This window comes from Phaeodactylibacter sp. (assembly GCF_040219495.1).
Classification (GTDB): Bacteria; Bacteroidota; Bacteroidia; order Chitinophagales; family Saprospiraceae; genus Phaeodactylibacter.
In genome coordinates this window covers 1-20,453 of record NZ_JAVJSK010000045.1, presented here as the reverse complement: position 1 = coordinate 20,453, position 20,453 = coordinate 1, and the positions used below count along the sequence as shown (strand labels likewise).

Genomic DNA, 20,453 nt, shown 5'->3' with positions numbered 1-20,453 from the left:
CAAAAGAGAAATTAATGTTGAACAACCAGGGGCTTGGTAAATGTGGTTGCAGCAGTCTCCAATTTTAGAGAATACCACCCAGAAGGGAGCTTATGAGCTGCAAATGTAAAGTTTTTATTACCAGAATTCTCAATTTCCCGGATAAGAACTGTCTTCCCTCGGGCATCAATTAAAGATAACCGGGCGTCTTTTGCAGCCCATTCCCCTTCTATTGATACCTGGAAGTATGCATCCGCAGGATTGGGGCTTACCGTCATTGCAGGAGTTTCCGGAGACTCCTCCTGAGCGGAAGTTAGTATGGGAGAATTTCCAATATGGAGGCGTACCAGGGGGACAATATCATACCCAAAGCCCAGCAAGCTGAACGCCCCATCGTTGCCGATGTCTAATACACTGGCATACTGTGGAACAAGCCCGGGCGTGGAATTGTGCGCCGCAACCGTCGCAGTGTAGTCAATAGTGTCGCTGGCGAGCATAAACAGCAGGGGCGGCGTAGGGTCATTATACCGTACACTGATCAGGTAATAGGTGCTATCTTTCAGTGGGACACCGGCCCCTTCAAAGGAAACCGGGAGCGTGATCTCCCCCAACCCTTCTGTACCATTGAAAGGGTAGAGGTTGATTGCGATTTCTTCCAGCTCTTCGGCATCCGCTATGTCGTTTTCATTGAGATCGCCTGCCCATTCGTGGAGGATGACATTGACCGCCCGGCTGGAGTTAGCCAGAGGTAAAGGGTTGCTCACGGCAAAGGTTACATAGCGGGCGTACAGTCCATCCCCGTTCGGGACAAAAAAGCAGTTGCCGTAGGTGTAGTCGACTTCTTCTACCGGGGCGATATCTCTCGTGAACCCGGCTTCTTTTGCAAAGGTGGAATCTGTAACCTCAAACGACCAGCTTACCGCATCGTTTTCCGGACGTTGATCAGGCTCTTCATGCCCGGCGGTGTAGGTGCCAGTGTAGGTGCCGGTACCGGGGAGGCTGGTTGTTTCCAGTAGATTGCCAAAGGGCGTGTTCTCGTAAAGGGCATTGACTTCGAGTACTTCGGCGACAGGCTCGGTTACGGAGAAAAGCGGGGTACTTCCGCCCGCTGCTTCCAGGTGGAAACTGCGGGTCACAACGGTGGCGTTTTGGCTACCAATATTCTGCAGGTCTGATTGCAGCGGTATGTCAAGTAACTGACTTGCCGGCGTTTTTAGATTAGGGGACCGGGCAAAGAAATTCGGGTTGGTCCGCAGGTCGCTGTCCGGGCGTTCTTCCAGCGCAATATCGTCTAATACCCAGAAGTAAAAGTCGCCCGCCCAGGTGAATTTGATGCGAAATTCCGTTACGCCTTCCAGGTCGGGGAGCGGAAAGTATTCCCGGTTGTCATAGGGAGGAAGTTGATCACCATTGGCGCTGGTAACGGGTGTGAGGTAAGGGTTGACCCCCTGTGGCAGACTCCAGCTGCTGCCCCCATTTGTGCTGTAGGCGAAAGAGGTGATAAACCGGGTGCCTTCGGGGGAGGACGGGGCACTGAAAGCGGTATTGCCCAGCCACGCCAGCTGATGGAAGGAGAGCGCCAGTGGTTTCTCCGCCGTACTGAGGTCTATGACCGGCGAGATAAGCTCGCACAGGTGAAACTGTTGTGCAGGCTCTTCTCCGAGCGTGGTGTAGTAGTCCGCATCGAAGAGCATCGCCCCGTCTACTGCTGTTTGGGAATGGATGAAGAAATCCGGGCCGAGCGCACTGCGGTCGGCACCAAGGCCACGGCTGGCATCGCCACCAGCCCGCCATTGCCAGGTGGAGTCGCTTTCACTAAAAAAGAGGACATTGGAGGTCCAGCCATTATCCCCAAACTCGAAGGGCTCGAAGAATACAGCGTGATCCGGCTCGGCAGGGTGGTTTTCGGTCAGGATCACATCATCTATCATCCATGCAAATTCGTAATTGGCGGCCCATTCCCATTCCAGTTCTACCGAGGGCTGGCCAGCAGCCAGGTTGGTAATATCAAAGGTGACCACATACGGCCGGCCAGGGGCGATATTGGGATTCGGGGCGAGCTGCTGCTCGTTGCGCTTCAGGGTGGGGAAGGGGCGGAACGTAGATGCACCTTGCGGAGTGATCACGCGCAGGATTGCTTTCTGGAAGGCGGCTTCGTTGTCGGTTGCTATGCTGGTCTGAAACTGAACAAAGACCCGCTCATGGGCGGAGCAATCAACGCTGCTGCTCCGCATGCGGCTGACATGCCCGGCACCGGGCAGGGGGCCGGCAGCACCGGAATTGAGCAACATGAAGCCATCCTCAGCAGAGGTGGAGAAAAAACCATTAATAGGGCCTTGTCCGGTCAGGCATTCAGAAAAATTATCGCAGTGGTTCCAAAAAACTTCGTTGCCCGAAGCATCTTCAACCGACCACCCGTTGGGTAAGCCTGTTTCAAAGTGGACTTCCCAGAAGGGGATCGCGCCAAATAGCATCAGGTTGCTGAACCACGAAAAGCAAATTAGGGTAAACGTTTTTTTCATAGCTTATCTAGGGGTTTATAGTAACGTAATAACAAAGGATGTTTCTGCTGGCTTTGATGGTCAGGGCGTAAATGCAATAAACAATGTAGAATAAATTTATGCTCAAAACCAGCGCAATCCTTCCTTTGGCAATCCAGATTACGAAATCTCCCCCTTTTGAAGAAGCTGAGCATACTCTGCCCGTAGCTGTACCCGGTCAACGGGGACCACACCGACACGTTCGCAAACCTGTCCGCCTGCCAGATTAGCCAGACGGGCAATCTCATCGAGCGGCAGGCCTATCGCAAGCCCGAGCCCGGCCACTGCAAATACGGTATCGCCTGCGCCGCAGACATCCGTGATGGACCGGGGGTAGGTGGGTATCGTCTGGCCCTGCCCTTTGTTATTCAGGTAGATGCCCCGTTCGGAAAGGGTCACCAAGCTGTAGGGGTTGCCGAGTTTACCACGCAGGTAGTTGGCTGCTTGGTCCAGGTCTTCCAGGGTAGGCTGAATGTCGAAAGGGATCTGTGCGCGGATTTCTTTCAGGTTGGGCTTGAATAGCGTGACGTGCTTATAAGACCAGAAGTTGTCGAACTTAGGGTCCACCGCGGTAGGAATGTCCCGCTTGATGGCTTCCAGAATGACGGCCCGGATGACCGAATAGGACAGCACTCCTTTGTTGTAATCCTGAAAAAGAATGGCATGGATTTCTTTCTGTTCCAGTAGCTCTGCCACTTGCTGCAACAGGTTTTCCTGTTCGCGTTCAGAAAGGATGTGGGTATCTTCAGCGTCTACCCTGAGCAGGTGCTGATTGCCGGCTATGACCCGGGACTTGACCGTTGTCCGCCGTTCTCCGGACTGTACCAGCCCACGGTCAGAGAGTTGCACTCCCGGCAGCAGGCTGCGCAGGCGGGCACCGTTGTCATCGTCTCCGATGACGGAACACAGATAGGGCGTGGCCCCCAGGGCTCTGAGGTTAAGAGCAACATTTGCAGCACCGCCCAGCCGGTCATCCTGCCCGGTAAGCCGGACAACGGGCACCGGTGCTTCCGGCGAAATGCGATCTACACTGCCCGTCAGGTAGCGGTCAATCATCACGTCGCCAATGACCAGGATGTTCTGCTGTTCGAAGGCTTCAAAAGCCAGAAGGTTAGAAGTCATAATCTCTAGTAGGTCGATGCAGTTTCTACGCCGCTGATGCGATCATTTGGGTGAACAGCAAATATAGAAATTAGGGAGGACAAACCTATAGCCGAAGCTGCTTTGACAAATTTCAAAAAAGAACAGGCAACGAAAGGTTATAAACCGGCACTTTCAATCCAGGACAGTACTTTTTGGGTAGCGCCCTGATTTTGCTGTATGTATTGCAGCGCTTTGGCCGAGGCTTCCTGATAGGCTTCCGGGCGCTGTAATTTCTCGAGCGCCTCAGACAGGGCGTCCGCATTTTCAATGACAAACCCGCCTCCCTGCGCTACCAGGTAGCGGGCTTCCTCGAATTTGTGGTAACGGGGCCCGAATAGCACCGGCAGGCCAAAGGCGATAGGCTCAAGGGTGTTGTGGAGCCCCGTCTTAAAGCCCCCGCCAACGTAGGCAATACGCCCGTATTGGTAGAGGGCAGACAGCATACCGATGTTGTCAATGAGCAGCACCCGTGCAGCGTGGAGCTTTTCCGGATGCCCTTCTACCTTGCCGTAGCGTACCACGGTAAGGCTGAGTTGTTGTTCGATACGCTGCAGGTGCGCTTCTGCAATTTCGTGCGGTGCAATAATGACTTTCCATGCTGCCGGTAGTTCCTGGTTGATGTAGGGTAGGAGGTAGGCTTCATCTTCCGGCCAGGAACTGCCTGCGACGAGCACGGGTGCCGACTGGCAAAAATCTGCCGCAATGGGAATGGCAGGAGCACCGTCAGCAATGGATTGGACCCGGTCGATCCGGGTGTCGCCGGCAACGGTATAGCGGGTGATGCCTGCTTGTTCTAACTGCTGGCCCGAAGCTTCATTTTGGACGAAGAGGTGCCCGAAGCCCTTGAGCAGGCGGCGGAACGGGCCACCGAATGGTTTGAAGAACACCTGCCCCGGCCGGAATAAGCCAGAGATAAGGAGAATAGGGACTTCTTTTTGCTGCAACTGCCGCAACATATTGAACCAGAACTCGTACTTCACAAATACCGCGAGCTGCGGCTGCCAGATTTCCAGGAATACCCGGGCTTGTGCCGGTGTGTCCAATGGAAGGTAAGTTACCGCATCGGCTTCTGGGTAATTGCGCCGGACTTCATACCCGGAAGGAGAGTAGAACGTCAGGAGTATGAGCGGCGGGTTGGTACGTTGTTTGAGGGCTTCGATTAGTGGCCGGCCCTGTTCAAACTCACCCAGAGAGGCACAATGGAACCAGAACAGATCCCGGTCTTTGGGCAAAGCAGCCCGCAGCTGACGATGATGGTCTGCCCAGTTTTGCCGGCCCTGTACCCATTTTTGGGCTTTGGGGTGCAACAGCGCAGCCAGGCGTAAAGCAAAGCCATAGAGGTAAATCCCAATGGTGTACAACGCCATTAGTAGTAGATTTCTTCAGAAGCCCGTTCGCCCACGTAAAAGGGCAGGATCCAGCCTACCCGGAAGCCGAAGTTCAGGTCCAGGCGCTCGGCGGTGTCTTGCTGACGGGTGGCAAAGTCGAATGACCGGCGGCTCATCGTGAAACCCTGGGTGAATTCCAGCCCGGCAAAAAAGTTGATCCGTTTATTAGTACTCAGCAGCTGGTAGCCAATGAACTCGGTGAAAGCCAGCCCGTTGGTGAGGCGGTCGTAGCCTTTTTTGTACTGCTCATCGAGCTGCGGCACAAAACTCAGGGGGTCATCCTGTATCCGGATCTTATGCTGTAGTAGCCCGGCGCTCACGGTTATCCGCAGCCCCGAACGCGGATTAGCGAAACCCAGGGGGATCAGCTTACCCGCATGCCCGCCAATGTAGTAGCCCCGCATTCTCAGTTGTATGTCCGCGTAGCCACGGTTGTTGCCGATGATGCCACCCTGATCGTTCTGCAAACCGAATAAAGGGTTTTCCCCTACCTGATTACCGAAGTGATAATTCATGCCCAGCCCGAAAATCCAGTTGCCCTTGTCGGTGATGAACTCCAAACCTGAGCCCACACTGAAGTGGTCGCCGAAGCGTTTGCCCAGGTCGCCGCCCGGGGAGTGGTAAGCGTAGCTGAGGTTGAAGAGGATACCGTTGCCCCGGTTGAGGTCAAATTCTCCATATTCCTGTGCTGTAGCCATGAAGGGCAGCAACAAAAAGAGCCAAAAATACGTACGCATAAGTAGAGGGTTTCTGATCTGCATGCAAAGGTAGAAAAATCACTCGCATCAGGACTGGCAACAGCCGTTAGAATTCGTTAACTTTGTCGTCCAACGTCCACAAACACACCGAACCACTGTACCGCAAATCAAAACCAAAGAACATGTCTAAGTCAACCACAATCCTCATTACCGGTGGTGCCGGGTTTATTGGGTCGCACCTCGTTCGGCTGATGGTCAGCAAATATCCGGATTACCACATCGTCAATCTCGATAGCCTGACCTACGCGGGCAACCTCGAAAACCTCAAAGATATTGAAGGGGCTGAAAATTATACTTTTGTCAAGGCCGACATCACGGATGCCAGCGCTATGCAGGAGCTTTTTGGTTCCTATGACTTTGACGGCGTGATTCACCTTGCAGCAGAGTCGCACGTAGACCGCTCTATCGCAAACCCTATGAGCTTTATTGAGACCAATATCGTGGGTACGATGGTGCTGCTCAATGCGGCCAAACAACACTGGGGCGATTTCTCAGGTAAGCGTTTTTATCATATTTCCACCGATGAGGTGTATGGCACGCTGGGCGAGACCGGCTTCTTTACCGAAGAGACCGCTTATGACCCGCGCTCGCCTTATTCGGCTTCCAAGGCCAGCTCTGACCACCTCGTGCGGGCCTATTACCACACCTACGGACTGCCAATTGTGATTTCCAACTGTTCGAACAATTATGGCCCCTATCAGTTTCCGGAAAAGTTGTTGCCGTTGATGATCAACAACATCCGCCACGGTAAGCCCCTACCGGTTTACGGTGATGGTAAATACACCCGGGACTGGCTTTGGGTGGAAGATCATGCTGCCGCCATCGACCTCATCTACCATGAAGGCAAAAATGGCGAAACGTACAACATCGGTGGCAATAACGAGTGGAAAAACATTGACCTGGTGCACCAGCTTTGCGATTTGATGGATGACCTGCTGGGGCGCAAGCAGGGCGAATCCCGTGCCTTGATCACTTTTGTGAAAGACCGGCCGGGCCACGACCGCCGCTACGCAATCGATGCCACCAAGCTGATGAATGAGCTCAATTGGGCACCCAGCATTCAGGCCGAAGAAGGCCTGCGCAAAACCGCACAATGGTACTTAGAAAATACCGATTGGATGGAGCGGGTGACTTCCGGAGCCTATCAGGCTTATTATGAACAACAATATCAGACGAACGCATAACGCATGATTGAACCCTCCGAAAAGGTACGCAGGCGGTCCCACCGCTATATGCGGATTTTTAAACGCCTGCGCCGATTTTTCGCAACAACTTTCATTGGGGGGTTGGTGGTGATTCTACCGCTGACCCTGTTTTTCTTCCTGGTCCGGTTACTTGTCAATTTCATGACCAACATGGCTTCCCCGGTCCGGGCTTTATTGCCTTTTTCGGATGAGTTGCCGGGGTGGTTCCTCGATTTCATGGCGCTGGCAATCGTTCTGACCCTTTTCTTTATTCTGGGGCTCGTCGTGCGTACAAGTTCGGGGAGCAAAATGGTTACCAGCTTTGAACAGCGCTGGTTGATGAGCCTGCCCTTCTACAACGTCCTTCGCGAAACCGTACGGCAGTTCATCGGGCGCAAAAAGGTGCCTTTTTCTCAGGTCGTACTCGCCGATCCTTTTGGCAGTGGCACTTTGATGACAGGCTTTGTTACGGATGATGAGCTGGAGAACGGCTATGTGACCGTATTTGTCCCCACCGGCCCCAATCCAACGAACGGCTTTGTCTTCCACATGAAAAAGGAAGATGTGAAATATGTGAACACCCGCCCCGAGGATGCTATGCGGTCTATCATAAGTGTGGGCGCAGGGTCTTCCAGCCTATTCAATTTTCCTGAAGCTGGTAGTGCAATAGATGGGGAAACAGAAAATGATGAAGTTATTCACTAATCGTTCCTTACCTTCGTCCCAGAATTAGAAAGGCAATATGCAAGGATTACAAGTACTTTTTGAGGATAACCACCTGATTGCTGTCAATAAACCGGCAGGGATTCTTGTGCAGGGCGATATCACGGAAGATAAGCCCATGAGCGAGTTCGTGAAGCAATATATCGCAGACCGTTACAATAAGCCGGGGGCGGTTTTTCTGGGCACCGTTCACCGCCTTGACCGCCCGGTCAGCGGGGTGGTGATTTATGCCCGGACCAGCAAAGCACTGGCCCGAATGAATGCCCTCTTCAAAGAGCGGGAAATTCAGAAAACTTACTGGGCAATCACGGAAGACCGGCCTGACCCCCTTGAGGGGCACCTGGTACATTATATCGACAAAGACCGTACCCGCAACGTGGCGCATGCGTCCGTGCGCCCCCGCAATAAAGATGCTAAAAAATCAGAGCTCGATTACGAGCTCATCGCCGAAGTAGGCAATCATCATCTCATCAAAGTCAATCCGCTGACCGGCCGGCCGCACCAAATCCGGGTACAACTGTCGCGTATCGGCTGCCCGATCCGGGGTGATTTGAAGTACGGTGCGCCTAATCCCAACCCCGATGGGTCTATCCACCTGCACTGCCGGTCTATGTCTTTTGTGCACCCCGTCCGCAAAGAACCCGTAACGATTACGGCCAACCCAATCAAAACCGATGCGGTATGGAGGATGTTTGCCAATCAATGGGAGGATCGGTAGGCCATCACGATTGTCTTTTGAGCAGACGTCGTAAAAGCATAAACACTTTTCAAGCTTTTTTCCTTCCGTATCAGCCCGGGGAAATGCCCTCACTAAGCGAAGTATGTAGCGCACCCCCAACAGCACCCTCTAAACCCAAACAGGCGATGAATAAACTCCAGTTAATTGTAGCAGGCCTTTTCCTGACTCTGGGCCTGCACGCTCAGTATGCCCCGGCTATCGACCTTTTTGATGAAGTCGGTAATGTCCAATTCAGTATTGGCTCAGATGTAGACGGGGACGGCCGAACCGACGTCATTTGTGCTACCGATAAGCGCCTGTTTTGGCTCCCGCAGCTTGAGGATGGCACCTTCGGCCATCAAAACCCCATTGACTTTACGGACCGGCTTTACCGCTCCCTGACCAGCTTCGATATGGATAACGACGGGGACGAAGACTTGCTTTTTGCTTCCTACCAGGCAGGGTTCGGCATTCACTTTAATAATGGCGATGGTACCTTCGGGCCGCCCACGATCATTTATGACGCCGGGCTTGTGACAGACCTTTACCTTGCCGACCTCAATGGTGACGGGCAAACCGATGCCCTTGTCGGAGAATCTCAGGGTGTATCCTGGCTGCCCGGGCAGGGTGACGGCACCTTCGGCGATGCTCAGCTCCTTAGCGCTGATCACAATAGTGCCAATAGCGTGCATGCAGAAGACCTGGATGGGGATGGTGATCAGGACGTTGTGGTCGCCGCTCATTCCGACCATCGCCTCTGCTGGCATGAGAACCTGGGCAATGGCACTTTTGCTGATTTTCAGGTTATCAATGATATTCATTTGGGCCCTAATTCGGTCGTTACCGGAGACTTTGATGGGGATGGCCTGCCAGACATCGTTTGTTCCAACCGCATTGAAGACGAAGGTGGTGCCGGGCTGACCCTTTTCCGCAATCTGGGCGGCGGTACCTTTTCCACACCTGATACCCTGCTGCCCGCCTACGGTAGCTACTATGTGCAGACTGCGGATATGGATGGTGATGGCGATCTTGACCTTGCTTCCTGCCACCGTTACGGCGAAGTAGGGTGGCTCCAAAACGATGGTACCGGTCATTTCGGGCCAGACATCAAGCTGCAGGATTATGCCGCTTATCAGCGCTTTCTAGACCTGCCCGACCTCAATGGAGATGGTTTCCCGGACATCCTTTATGGAATTAACAGCTCGGCCCCTCCGAAGGAAGCCCTGCTTTGGCTGGCCTCTGAAGGCAATGGAGCGTTTGCCCCGCCCGCACTCGTAGAACTTGGGGTATACAAGGTTGGCATCCCTGTAGTTGCTGATTTTGACCAGGATGGCCGGCCGGATATTGCCGTGGGCTCCGGTGGCAGCGATGCCCTGGTTTGGGTTAGAAATGAGGGCCAGGGGTATTCGCAGCCCAGGCTGATTGCCAGAAGGCATAATTTTGAACCTGCCAGTATTGCTGTTTTTGATTACAACAACGATGGCTGGCCGGATGTCCTCGCAGGCAGTGTGCAGGACAATGCGACTAACCAAAGCATCTATTGCGTTTACATCAACAATACGGATGGCACCTTTACCGAAACACCCCCTTTCGAGAGCGGTTATTTTTTCAAGCGGGACCTTCAAATGGCAGACATGGACGGTGATGGTGACCTCGATATGCTCTGGGCCTCTCCGAGCCACAATGGCCAGCCTACCGGCTACGTAGGCTGGGTGCCGAATAATGGCAGTAGTTGGGGAGACTACATCCTTCTTTGGGAAGAAGTGGAAGGGGTACTGGATGTCCTCCCTACGGACCTAAATGGCGATGGGCTTACCGATATCGTCGTTTGCAAAGGCGATTACCCGGTGATCGATTACCGGATTAATTTGGGAGGAGGGAATTTTTACAACCTTCATACCCTGACCACGAACATAACAACGGCGCTCTATGCACAGGCCGCTGATTTGAACGAGGACGGCTTAATGGATATCATCGTTTCTGCGGATAACAGCTTTGGGGGAGAAGACCGGATTGCCTGGTGGCCAGGTACAGGGGGCGGCTATTTGGGGGCGCAGCAGGATATCTACGTTGGGGGCCCGGCTATGGAAAAGTTCACACTGACGGATTACGATGGGGATGGCGTTCAGGATATCGTCACTTCGGGTTATCAGGATTTTCCAATGCAGTGGCTGAAGGGGCAGGGTAGTGGCAATTTTTTATCTCCGGTCCCGATCCCAAATACAGCTATAGCCGTTCGGGGCTTCGAAGTAGTGGATATGGATGGCGATGGCGACCTGGATATTGTCGGTAGTGCTGAGACCCCTCCGAATGGCGGTATCGACCGTATCATTGTCTCTTATAATCTGGCCAACGACGTGGGCGTTTCCGGGCAGGTTTTCTTTGATATCAATGCCAATGGGCAGCGCGACACACAGGAGGTCCTCCTCGACCGTTTTCCAATCACGATAGAGCCTGAAGCACTGGCGGTCTTCACAGATGAGGAAGGGCGGTTTACCGTATACGGGGCAGAAGGCACCTACAACATCAGCCCCCAGCTCGAAGCATGCTGGACCCTGACTACCACCCCCGAGAGCTACGAAATCACCTTCGACGGCACGCCCATTGACAGCCTGGAATTTGGCGTAAGCCCGAATACCGAGGAGCCCGAAGCAGGCATAACGCTGGCTTCTGCGCCCACCCGCTGCGGCTTTACCGTGCCCTTTTGGCTTAATTACACCAATGACGGCTGTTGGCCTTTCGATGGACGGGCCTACCTGGTACTCAATGAGCTGGCCGAATTGGTGGAAGCTACGCCCGTGCCCGCTCAGTCGTCAGGCGATACCCTGTTCTGGGATTTTGAAGGCCTGCAGCCGGGAGAGAGCCGCTCCGTAGCGTTGAGCATGGTCATTGCCGGAGTGGAATTTATCGGTTCGCCCCTGGATATTCAGGTGGGCGTAGTGCCCTATAATGCCATAGGTGAACCCCTGCCCGCAGCGACTTTTGGGTTCACTTCCATCATCAATTGTGCGTATGACCCCAATGACAAGCAGGTGCACCCGGCGCGTTCGGAACAACCGCCTTTTACTCAAAACTATACCCTTTTTGAGGAGCCCCTGCTGTACACCATCCGTTTTCAGAATACGGGTACCGATACCGCCTTCAATGTGGTTCTGCGCGATCAGCTATCGGAAGACCTCGACTGGGCCACCTTTGTGCCAGGCAGCAGCAGCCATCCCTACGAGGCCATACTGTACGAAGATGGCCGTTTGGAATTTCACTTCCGGGACATCCTGCTGCCCGACAGCACCACCAATGAACCGGAAAGCCACGGCTTTGTGCAGTTTGAAATCGAAATCCTGCCCGGGCTGGACGAAAATACCCTAGTTGAAAATACCGCTGGCATTTACTTCGACTTCAATCCGCCTATCATCACCAACACCGTTCAAAATGTAATGGTATCCGAACTGCCCGACTTCACGCCTGCAACCGCCTTCGCCTACGAAACGGCCGAACTACAGGCTGTTTTTACGGATATCTCCACCAATACCCCCACTAGCTGGACCTGGGACTTCGGCGATGGGCAAGGCAGTACGGAGCAGCACCCGGAGCACACCTATGCTGCACCCGGCACCTACACGGTTTGCCTCACGGCAGCTAATGACTGGGGGGAACATACTTATTGTGAGGAGGTGGTGCTGATCAGCAGTGGATCAACAGGCCTTTCCCTGGGCAATAAAATTTCCCTGTTCCCCAATCCGGCCCGCGATCGTATTTGGATTAGGTCCTACGGTCAATTATTGCCACAGCGTTTGCAATTGTACAATGCCACAGGGCAATGGCTTCAAACTATAGCATTGGAGGCTAAGGTGACCTCCGTGGATGTCGATGCCTTACCCGCAGGCCGGTACTGGATGCGCACTGAGTCTGGCGAGGTACTTCCGGTGACGATTGTGCGGTAACCAAAATCTACCGCCCCACTATTACCCTTCTTTGAGCTATGCCTGCTTCGGTAAACACCCGGAGCAGGTACAGCCCCGTGCTGCTGCCCGAAAGGTCAACGGCATAGGGCGGTTGCCAGTTGTCGCCGATTTCCACGCGCCGGACCAACTGCCCGGAAGCAGTGTACACCTCCAGGTGAGTGACGGGAGCGGGTAAATTCTCCGCATCTACGTAGAAGAGGCCGCGGTTCGGGTTGGGATAAACGTTGATGCGGGCATGCATAGGCTCCGAAAGGGTGGTCGAAGGCGTGCCCAGCTCAATATCCTCAGAGCTGAAGGTACAGCCATTGGCATCTGTAATGTGCAACTGGTAAACGCCGGCACTTAGATTTTGTGGATTGGCGGCATTGGAAACAAATTCGCCATCCAATGACCACTCGTACAGATAAGGCGGGGTGCCGCCGATAACTGTTACCGAAATGCTGCCATCCATACCTCCGGAGGACGGCGGGCTGAGTTCCAGGACTCCCACGGCAATTGGTGCAATTTCCCCAATTTCGTAAGCGGCTATGGCCGTGCAATTGTTGGTCAGGTCGGTGACCGTCACCCGGTAGCTGCCGTTCATAGCCTGAGTGAGCAGAGGGCCGTCATATCCGTTTTGCCAGGTATAACGCAGGCTGTCGGAACCACCCAATGCTGCCACTTGCAGGACAGCGTTGAAGTCGTTGGGGCAGTCGTTTTCTTCCAAAATTTCAATTTCCACATTCAGAGGGCAGGTAGCGGGGCAGTTGATCGTACCGGAGATCACCGCGCTGCACCCTGCCTCATCCGTTACTTCCGCGAAGTAAGCGATACCATCGTCAAGCAGGCTGCCATCCGGAGCGCCGGTAAAGGTATAACCGCCGGAGCCACCGGTGGCTTCCAGTAGCAGTAAGGCGCGCCCGTTGCCAAAGCATTCCAGATTGGCGAAAAGGGATAGGGGGGCGGCATCAGGTGCCCCGCTTGCTTCGTCCACCCGCAGGCAGGCCGTACCTGCTCCCGCCCAGCCTGTGAGGCTGCTGTTGACTCCGAGGCGCAGGAAGTACTGCTGACCAGGGGTGAGCCCACTGAGGCGGTTGGTATGGGTGCAGGCATCGGGGGCCGTGGCGCAGTAAATTTCTTCGAGGTTACCACAGCTGCCGCTGAAAACGCTTAACGTAGCCACAAAATCGCTTTCCAGGTCAAAAGCCACCGAGCCAGTGCCCGGTGCGGTGAAGGCATACCAAACGGCATCGGACTGCCCGAGTGCGCAGGAGGACAAAGGTCCGGAAAAGCCTGCCCCGGCCGGTTCTACAGTAGTGCAGTCATCGCCCAGCTCCAGATCGAGGGCGGTGCCGCAGAGCACATTTGCCGGTGGTTCGGGAGGGGCAGCTTCGATTTTTACGCAGCAGGTGCCTTCAAGGGTGGCAAAGAAACCGCTGAGCTGCAGGTAATAGGTCGTGCCGGCTTCGGGGGCTTCGAGGAAGAGTTCCTGCCCCAGTTCATTGCAGGCGACCTCTTCCAGCGCTACGCAACTGCCCCGGTAGACGGTGAGCACATCGGCAAAATCGGCTTGGGATTGGATGCGCAGTGGCGTTCCATCTTCCGGGGTGAAGCGGAACCAGATGTCGGCCTGTGCTTTGTTGTTTCTGCTTGGGACCGGCCCTTCAAAGGTGGCGTGGTAGTTATTGCCGGCCACACAATCACCATCGGCTTCCAGCGGTAAGGCATTGGCGCAGTCGTTATTAGCCGGTGGGGGCGGGGGCGGCCCATCGTTGGCCAGTTGGATGCAGTGCGGGCCGCGGGGCACTCCAAACTCCGCGCGCTGACCGTGTACCCGGATAAAGTAGGTGGCGCCTGCTGTGGCTTCAAAGTACAAGTCTTCTCCGGTAAAGCCATGTGCATCATAGTCGGTGCAGGTGAGCAGTACCGGGGAGGTGCAATCGCCGGTGAAGATGGTGACCGCATCGTTGTACCCGGCAAAGGTGCGCAGGTGTACCCACTGACTGCCCGCTGCGTGGTATTGGTACCAAAGGCTGCCTATGCCGGGCGGGGTACAGGCATCGGGTCCGGTGTAGACGCTGCCCTGATTGTTGCCGGGCGTACAGGGGGCGTCAAGTTCTAATGTAATGGCGTTCTCGCAAAGGTCATTGGTGCTGCCTTCGCCGATCAGTTTGATATTGTCCAGCGCGGCCCACCAACCCCAGCCGTTGCCATCGTCGTAGAGGAAGGCGAGGCGCATCTGTGGGCTACGGTATTCGGACAGGTCAACCACCAGCTGAACGGAATTGTCGAACAGCGGACCGCCCTGATCTTCGAGATAGGCTTGTGCCCAGGCTGTCTCGCCGGTCGCTTCATCTCTTAGGCCCACCGAAAGGCTTTCCAGGTCCGTGTATTGCCGGATGACGGCATCGAATTCGAGGCGGTATTCCGAAAATTCCAGCCCGTTAATGATCGGGCTTAGCAGAAGGGCTTTGGAAAAGGGGGCATCTTCGCCCAGTCCATCGTCATCAAAGAATGCCATGCAGGAGCCGTTGATGCTGTTGTTGGCGCCGGCATTTTCGTTGTCCACCATTCCGAACGACCATCCCGCCGGGCCACTTAGGTTTTCATTGAGCCAGCCATCGGGGAGGGCGCATTCGTTGAAGGTTTCCAGAAGGACAGGGGTGCCGCTGCCGGTGCCTTCCACCCGGATATTGTCGATGCCGGCCCACCAGCCCCAGGTGCCCCCATCGTCGTAGCGGACGGCAATTTGCAGGGCATCGTGGGCATAGAAGGTGAGGTCTAATTCTACCGGTAGGAATTCCGAGAACTGCGTCCCGGTCTGCCCTTCCACGCCCTGAAAGCGGCGGAGCAATTGCCATTCATTACCATCGAAAGCCAGGAGGTCAAAAGCATCGAGCCCATCGTAATTCCGGAAGTGGACATCGGCGTAGAGGGTTACCCGCGACCAGCCGGTGGCATCGAACGGCGGGGATTCCAGTTGGAGCGTCCAGGCGGGGCTATTCTCACCCGTCGCGTCATCGTCCATGATCAGCATGCAGCTACCGTCGATAGTACTGCCATCGCTGTTTTCATTTTCGGGCAGTCCAACGGACCAGGCCGCATCCGGGTTGCCGGTGAGGTTGACCGTCCAGTTGCTACTCAGGCCGCAGCTATTGAAGTCCTCTTCAAAAAGCAGCTCCTGAGCGGTGGTTGCTACCGTGGAAAGCAGCAATAGGAATAAAGGTAAGATGTATGTCTTCAAGGTTCAGATACTTTGCTCCATGAAAGTTACAAAATAATCGTTGGGTTTTTGCTAATTTTAGGAATTGCGATTCAATACCAGCCATTATGCCAGATTCATTAGCGCCCTATCAGCCGAGTGCGGAAAAGCCCTGGAACGAACAACGGGTGCAGCACCTTTATGCCCGCCTGGGTTTCGGAGCCGCTCATAACACGGTCACTGCAGGGCTGTCGCTTTCGCCTCAGGCGCTGGCCGACCAACTGCTCGATGGGGCCGCCAACCTGCCTGCTCCCGACGCCCCCTACTGGGCCAACTGGGCTTACGATGATTACCCGGATGACGATATGCAGACTTATTTTGAAGTCAAGAGCGCCTTCTTTCGACGCTGGATCCGGGAAATGGCTACCGAGAGCGTACGGTCCAAGTTGGCATTGTTCTGGCACAACCACTTTGTGACCCGCGAGAATGATTATGCCTGCAACTCCTTTATGTGGCATTATTACGACTTGCTGCACCGGCGGGCATTTGGCAATTTCCGCACTTTCGTGGAAGAAATGGGCGTTAACCCAGCCATGCTCACCTTTCTCAATGGCAATCAAAATATCGCAGAGCAGCCCAACGAAAACTACGCCCGCGAACTCATGGAGCTCTTCACGATGGGCGAGGGCAATGGCTACACCCAAAACGATATCGTAGAGGTAGCCCGCGCCCTGACCGGCTGGCGGGTGAATATGTATTCCTGTGACCCTACCGTTAATTTTGATCCTAACCTTTACGACAATACCTCCAAAACCATCTTCGGGCATGCGGGCAACTGGGGGTACGACGATGTGCATGAGCTTATTTTTACGCTGCGTTCGCAGGAGGTGGCCAATTACATCTGCAGTAAGCTTTATCGCTTTTATGTCTATGAAGAGCCCGACCCGGTCATTGTGGAAGGTATGGCGCAGACTTTCCGGGACAACAACTGGGAAATCATGCCCGTGCTGCGGCAGCTTTTCCAAAGCGAGCATTTCTACGAGCAGCGCTTCATCAATGCCCGGGTGCGCAGCCCGCTGGAAGCCCTGGTTGGCGTCATTCGCAGGACGGGCGGCATTTGGGAAGAAGATTACAATGAAGACCTCGTTGGGTACCTCACTTTTCTGGCAGGCAATCTCGGGCAGGAAGTCTTCAACCCGGTGGACGTGGCGGGCTGGCCGGAGCACCACAGCTGGCTGACGGAGAATACGCTTACCGCGCGGTGGTCAGGTTGTGAGAATGTGCTGTACAGCATGACCGGTTCACAGGCGTTCCTCGACCGCCTGCGCGATATGGCTATCGAGCGGGTGGGGCTGGAGGAAACCGATCCGGCGGTCATCACGCAGTCGCTGGCGACTTTCTTTTTGAACCGCCCGCTCGAAGACCGCCTGCTGGAAGTGGCAACGCTGTACTTCAAAGGCGATGTGCCCGACAATTACTTTGAGGACGGCACCTGGAGCCTGTACTACGGTGCTGTGCCCTGGCAGATTGTCAACCTATTTGTTCACCTGGTCCGCCTCCCGGAATGGCAGCTCAACTAACCTCTGAATAATGGCAAAGCACGATCACCACGATACCTACCACCCCAAGGCCAAACGCTACCTGGAGCGCAAAAAAGGCACCCGTTTGCAGGATGGCGAAGCCCACGAAAATATGCATCAGGAATGGGGCAGGCGGGATTTCCTGAAAATGACCGGCCTGGCTGCGCTGGGCGGTGCCCTGACGCTGAGTGGTTACCCGGTGAGCGCCTTTGCACCGGGGCCTATGCTGGCGGGACTGTCGAATACGAACTGCGGCGACCGCGTGCTGGTCCTCCTGCGTCTCAAAGGGGGCAACGATGGGCTGAATACGGTCATCCTCCGTGGCAATGACACCTATTACAACATCCGGCCTACCCTTGCCGTACCCGAAAATGGACTTTGGGCGCTGTCCGACGATTATGGCATGCCGAACGAACTACTCGGGCTGCAGCCTTTCTGGGAAGATGGGCGCATGAAGGTGGTGCACAACGTCAGCTATCCGCAACAAAATTATTCCCACTTCCGCTCCTCCGATATCTGGGCTTCCGCTTCCGATAGCAGTGAGGTGGTCAATACCGGTTGGATGGGGCGCTGGCTGGAGCAGGACCTGCCTGCTTTTCTAAGCGCACCGCCGGTTATCCCGCCTGCCCTGCAGATTGGGGTGCAGCCTAATATGATCTTCCGCAGTGATTCGGCTAATTATGCGCTGGCGATCAGCAATCCGGCGGAGTTTTATCAGATTGCACAAACCGGTACGCTTTACGAGTCGGGCAATTTGGGCAATCAGCCTTTCGAGCGCGAACTGCGGTACGTGCGGCAGGTGGCAAACAGCGCCTTCCGTTATTCGGAGTCCATTCAGCGGGCGTACAACGATGGCAGCAATCAGGTGGGCTATCCTGACAACTACCTCGCTGAACAAATGGCGATCGTCGCCCGCATGATCAAAGGCAGCCTGGGCACCAAGGTCTTTATGGTAAGCATCGATGGCTTTGATACCCACAGCAATCAGGCGAATTTCCACCCCAATTTGCTAGACTGGGTGGGCAGCAGTGTAGAGGCTTTTTATGCTGATCTGGCCGCTTCCGGGCATAGCGAGAATGTCCTGACCATGAGTTTCTCCGAGTTTGGCCGCACCATTTATGAGAATGGCTCAGCCGGGACAGACCATGGTACGGGCGCGCCCATGCTGCTCTTTGGTGATGGGCTGGGCAGCGATTTCCTGGGCGAAGCCCCTGATCTGGACAATACCGATCAGTATGGCGATCCACTCTTTTCGGTGGACTTTCGGTCGGTTTACGCCAGCGTCATGCAAAACTGGCTGTGCACGCCCCCGGAAGTCACGGAGCACCTCCTCGACAGCGAAGGGCTACAGCCACTCGATGGCCTGCTGCCCCCTGCTGACCCGCCAATCGGTGCCAACGAAGTAGGGATGCTGCTGGGCCACGAGCCTTCCCCGGATGGAGGGCTGGCTTTCGATATCCACTATGCCGTCCGGCAACCCGGTCCGGTGCGTATTGTGCTGCTTTACGAAAACGGCACCACCGCCCGCACTCTTTGGAACCACTATCAGGAAGCGGGCAGTCACCGGCTGCGTTTTGTACCTTCTGAGTTCTTCCTCAGCCCGGGCCGCTATTACTATCGGCTGGAAGCCGGTGGGCGGGCATTTACAAGGCTTATCACTTGGTAAAGGTCGGGATTTGCCAGGTTTGGTTTTATTTTTTGCTTTTACTCATTTAGAGTTTTCTCAATTTTTAAAAATTGAGAAAACAAAAAGTCTGGTCAAAATTATTCAAATAGAAAACAATCAGTAGCAGAGCATCATTTTAAAAATCCTAAGTCATGAAAGTTACCCTAATCAGCATCCCCGTCCGGGACCAGGAAAAAGCCCTGCAGTTTTATACCCAGAAATTAGGCTTCATCAAAAAGAAGGATGAGCCCTTAGGTGGGGGCAACAGGTGGCTGACGTTGGTCTCAAAAGATTGGCAGGACGGCCCGGAGCTGCTGCTGGAACCTGCGCCTAATCATTTTGAACCCTCAAAAGTCTATCAAAATGCCCTGAAGGATGCCGGGATTCCCTGGACGCAATTCGACGTCGATGACGTGGAGGCTGAATATGAATGGCTGAAGGGCCTCGGTGTGGAATTTAGCATCAAGCCCACGGAAATGGGGCCAGTGAAATTTGCTATTCTGGATGATACTTGCGGCAATTACATTCAACTGGTACAGACACTGTAGAGGGTAAGGCGGGCTTGGTCTTGCAGCAGGCACGAAAAAGAGAATAGACTTGCAAAGCGGATACAGAACACGTATTTTTGCAAATAAGAAAACACGTAAAAATGAATACTAAATTAACGTTGACGGTAGATAAAGATGTCATAGATGCTGCCAAAAAATATGCTAAATCGAATGGAAGGAGCCTTTCTGGCATTATTGAAGAATACCTGAAGTCCCTTGTTCAAAACAACTCAGAGGATAGTGACTTTGAAATCAGCCCTCTTGTCCAATCGCTGTGGGGTTCGGTCAAGCCAATTCCGGAATCAACGGATTATAAAGAAATACTGGCGGAAGAATTGGCAAAAAAATACTTGAAATGAAAAGGGTATTCCTTGATACGGATGTGGTAATGGATTTTTTAACCAAACGTGAACCTTTTGCGATGGAATCCATGAAACTAATGGAATATGGCAACCGAAAACAATTGGAATTGAATATATCCTCCTTATGTCTTAGTAACCTTCACTATTTGATTAGCCGGACAGAAAATAAAACAAGAGCAAGGGAAAAAGTTAAGGGAATGTTGAAATTAGTGGAGACACTTTCAGTCCACAAGAGTACAGTAGAAAAAGCGGCTTATTCTGAATTTAAAGATTTTGAAGATGCCATTCAAAATTTTTGTGCGGCAGAGCATGGAATACAGTCAATCATAACCAGAAATGTAAAAGATTATTCTAAAAGTAACTTGTCCATTCAAACACCAAAAGAGTTTCTCACCGAATTTGAAAAGACAAAGTAAAGCTGCTGTTCCCCCGCGCTGTAGGTGCGGTATGTACCCCCTCCAAAGGATTGAAGCTCAGCTTGAACTGCGGGGAAAAACGTGCAGTAGTTTTTTTAAAGGCTGTCGGTAGTTAGACTAGTCATGATGATTTAAAACATCAAGGTTACGGATCATCTGTTAATAGCACACCACTAGACATTTTAGAAAAGAAGCGTAAAAGCGACTATCTTTAAAGTCGACGAAAACCAAAAGACATGTCGACATTTACGCTTCTTGAGCAAGTTACAGAAAAGGCTGTAGAACTTCCAAAAAACACCGTAAAG

General features: G+C 53.8%; 14 protein-coding genes. 9 read left to right on the top strand and 5 right to left on the bottom strand.

The window, feature by feature from the left end; genetic code table 11:
* Nucleotides 1–11: 11 nt before the first annotated feature.
* From RIC19_RS06265 to RIC19_RS06250, 4 genes are all read right to left on the bottom strand, one after another.
* A complete protein-coding gene (locus RIC19_RS06265; protein ID WP_350177441.1) occupies nucleotides 12–2,501 on the bottom strand; it encodes a T9SS type A sorting domain-containing protein in 2,490 nt (829 codons plus the stop codon).
* A 138-nt stretch (nucleotides 2,502–2,639) separates the two neighbouring features.
* The gene (locus RIC19_RS06260; protein ID WP_350177440.1) at nucleotides 2,640–3,641 is read right to left on the bottom strand and encodes a bifunctional heptose 7-phosphate kinase/heptose 1-phosphate adenyltransferase; all 1,002 of its coding nucleotides are present in this window, start codon (nucleotides 3,639–3,641) and stop codon (nucleotides 2,640–2,642) included.
* Nucleotides 3,642–3,778: 137 nt separating this feature from the next.
* Entirely contained in the window at nucleotides 3,779–5,029 is a 1,251-nt protein-coding gene (locus RIC19_RS06255; RefSeq protein WP_350177439.1) for a 3-deoxy-D-manno-octulosonic acid transferase, read from the bottom strand.
* Nucleotides 5,029–5,787 carry a hypothetical protein gene (locus tag RIC19_RS06250; RefSeq protein WP_350177438.1) on the bottom strand — a complete coding sequence of 253 codons (759 nt, stop codon included), beginning with the start codon at nucleotides 5,785–5,787 and terminating at the stop codon, nucleotides 5,029–5,031. Before RIC19_RS06250 ends, RIC19_RS06255 begins: the two co-directional genes overlap by 1 nt.
* Nucleotides 5,788–5,930: 143 nt before the next feature.
* Here RIC19_RS06250 and rfbB point away from each other — a divergent pair, with 143 nt between their 5' ends.
* The 4 genes from rfbB (at nucleotide 5,931) to RIC19_RS06230 (ending at nucleotide 12,374) form a co-directional block, all read left to right on the top strand.
* On the top strand, nucleotides 5,931–6,992 hold the full coding sequence (rfbB, locus tag RIC19_RS06245; protein ID WP_350177437.1) for a dTDP-glucose 4,6-dehydratase: 1,062 nt from the start codon (nucleotides 5,931–5,933) through the stop codon (nucleotides 6,990–6,992).
* Between the two features lie 3 nt (nucleotides 6,993–6,995).
* Nucleotides 6,996–7,697: a DUF502 domain-containing protein gene (locus tag RIC19_RS06240; protein ID WP_350177436.1), complete on the top strand. Its 702-nt coding sequence runs from the start codon at nucleotides 6,996–6,998 to the stop codon at nucleotides 7,695–7,697.
* Nucleotides 7,698–7,734: 37 nt separating this feature from the next.
* Complete coding sequence (locus RIC19_RS06235; RefSeq protein WP_350177435.1) at nucleotides 7,735–8,433, top strand: RluA family pseudouridine synthase; 699 nt, start codon at nucleotides 7,735–7,737, stop codon at nucleotides 8,431–8,433.
* A 146-nt stretch (nucleotides 8,434–8,579) separates the two neighbouring features.
* Nucleotides 8,580–12,374, top strand: a complete 3,795-nt coding sequence (locus RIC19_RS06230) for an FG-GAP-like repeat-containing protein (protein ID WP_350177434.1) — start codon at nucleotides 8,580–8,582, stop codon at nucleotides 12,372–12,374.
* A gap of 7 nt (nucleotides 12,375–12,381) precedes the next feature.
* Here RIC19_RS06230 and RIC19_RS06225 read toward each other — a convergent pair whose 3' ends face one another.
* Complete coding sequence (locus tag RIC19_RS06225) at nucleotides 12,382–15,618, bottom strand: T9SS type A sorting domain-containing protein (RefSeq protein WP_350177433.1); 3,237 nt, start codon at nucleotides 15,616–15,618, stop codon at nucleotides 12,382–12,384.
* Nucleotides 15,619–15,704: 86 nt separating this feature from the next.
* Between RIC19_RS06225 and RIC19_RS06220 the strand changes: the two genes are divergently transcribed.
* The 5 genes from RIC19_RS06220 to RIC19_RS06200 all read left to right on the top strand — a co-directional run bounded on the left by RIC19_RS06220 (nucleotide 15,705) and on the right by RIC19_RS06200 (nucleotide 20,148).
* Nucleotides 15,705–17,156, top strand: a complete 1,452-nt coding sequence (locus RIC19_RS06220) for a DUF1800 domain-containing protein (RefSeq protein ID WP_350177432.1) — start codon at nucleotides 15,705–15,707, stop codon at nucleotides 17,154–17,156.
* A 10-nt stretch (nucleotides 17,157–17,166) separates the two neighbouring features.
* On the top strand, nucleotides 17,167–18,822 hold the full coding sequence (locus RIC19_RS06215; RefSeq protein ID WP_350177431.1) for a DUF1501 domain-containing protein: 1,656 nt from the start codon (nucleotides 17,167–17,169) through the stop codon (nucleotides 18,820–18,822).
* A 152-nt stretch (nucleotides 18,823–18,974) separates the two neighbouring features.
* Nucleotides 18,975–19,370 (top strand): VOC family protein, encoded by a 396-nt coding sequence (locus RIC19_RS06210; protein WP_350177430.1) that lies wholly within the window; start codon nucleotides 18,975–18,977, stop codon nucleotides 19,368–19,370.
* A gap of 101 nt (nucleotides 19,371–19,471) precedes the next feature.
* Complete coding sequence (locus RIC19_RS06205) at nucleotides 19,472–19,729, top strand: DUF6364 family protein (protein WP_350177429.1); 258 nt, start codon at nucleotides 19,472–19,474, stop codon at nucleotides 19,727–19,729.
* Nucleotides 19,726–20,148 (top strand): type II toxin-antitoxin system VapC family toxin, encoded by a 423-nt coding sequence (locus RIC19_RS06200; RefSeq protein ID WP_350177428.1) that lies wholly within the window; start codon nucleotides 19,726–19,728, stop codon nucleotides 20,146–20,148. Before RIC19_RS06205 ends, RIC19_RS06200 begins: the two co-directional genes overlap by 4 nt.
* Nucleotides 20,149–20,453 lie beyond the last annotated feature (305 nt).